Genomic DNA, 787 nt, shown 5'->3' with positions numbered 1-787 from the left:
AAAAGGTTATTACTACCTAATCTGGGCTTATCGCAAGTTATTACGTCTTTCATCGCCTCTGACTGCCAAGGCATCCACCGTGTACGCTTAGTCACTTAACCATACAACCCCAAAAGGTTTCTGTATGGCAACTAACCAAGGTGTAAACTCGTTGTCTCATTATTTGAATGAGCGAGACAACATTTCGATTTTGCCGGACTCAAATATTAAACAAACACTGCCAAAGCAATGTTGTTTCCAAGAACACTTGAATGTGTGTTGGTACCTAAATGATAAATCACTTAGGATTTGAGAACTTTTATTTTGAACAACAACCGATCAAAGTCGTTGTTCGTCAGCTTTCCAAATTGTTAAAGAGCAGATTTTATTCTTTCGAACTAAAACCATTTTTAAAGATTCTTAAGGAAGAACACTTAAAGATGGTGGAGCTATGCGGGATCGAACCGCAGACCTCCTCGCTGCCAGCGAGGCGCTCTCCCAGCTGAGCTATAGCCCCATCTGGAAGTTATTCCTTACTCTTAACTTTTAAACATATCAATCTGTGTGGGTACTCATCGTGAAAATCATCGTATAAGGAGGTGATCCAGCCCCAGGTTCCCCTAGGGCTACCTTGTTACGACTTCACCCCAGTCATGAACCACAAAGTGGTGAGCGTCCTCCCCGAAAGGTTAAACTACCCACTTCTTTTGCAGCCCACTCCCATGGTGTGACGGGCGGTGTGTACAAGGCCCGGGAACGTATTCACCGTAGCATTCTGATCTACGATTACTAGCGATTCCGACTTCAT

At 43.7% G+C, this 787-nt stretch carries 1 tRNA gene and 2 rRNA genes; all 3 read right to left on the bottom strand.

Features of this window, described 5'->3' with window-relative positions:
- A 23S ribosomal RNA gene (locus tag L4D20_RS24250) occupies window positions 1-101 on the bottom strand; the annotation flags it as partial.
- 319 nt (window positions 102-420) lie between these two features.
- Window positions 421-496: transfer RNA gene (locus tag L4D20_RS24245), tRNA-Ala, on the bottom strand.
- Window positions 497-571: 75 nt separating this feature from the next.
- Window positions 572-787: ribosomal RNA gene (locus L4D20_RS24240) — 16S ribosomal RNA — on the bottom strand; the annotation flags it as partial.

This window comes from Vibrio kyushuensis (genome assembly GCF_050337325.1).
Classification (GTDB): domain Bacteria; phylum Pseudomonadota; class Gammaproteobacteria; order Enterobacterales; family Vibrionaceae; genus Vibrio; species Vibrio kyushuensis.
This window is presented reverse-complemented; position numbering and strand designations above follow the sequence as displayed.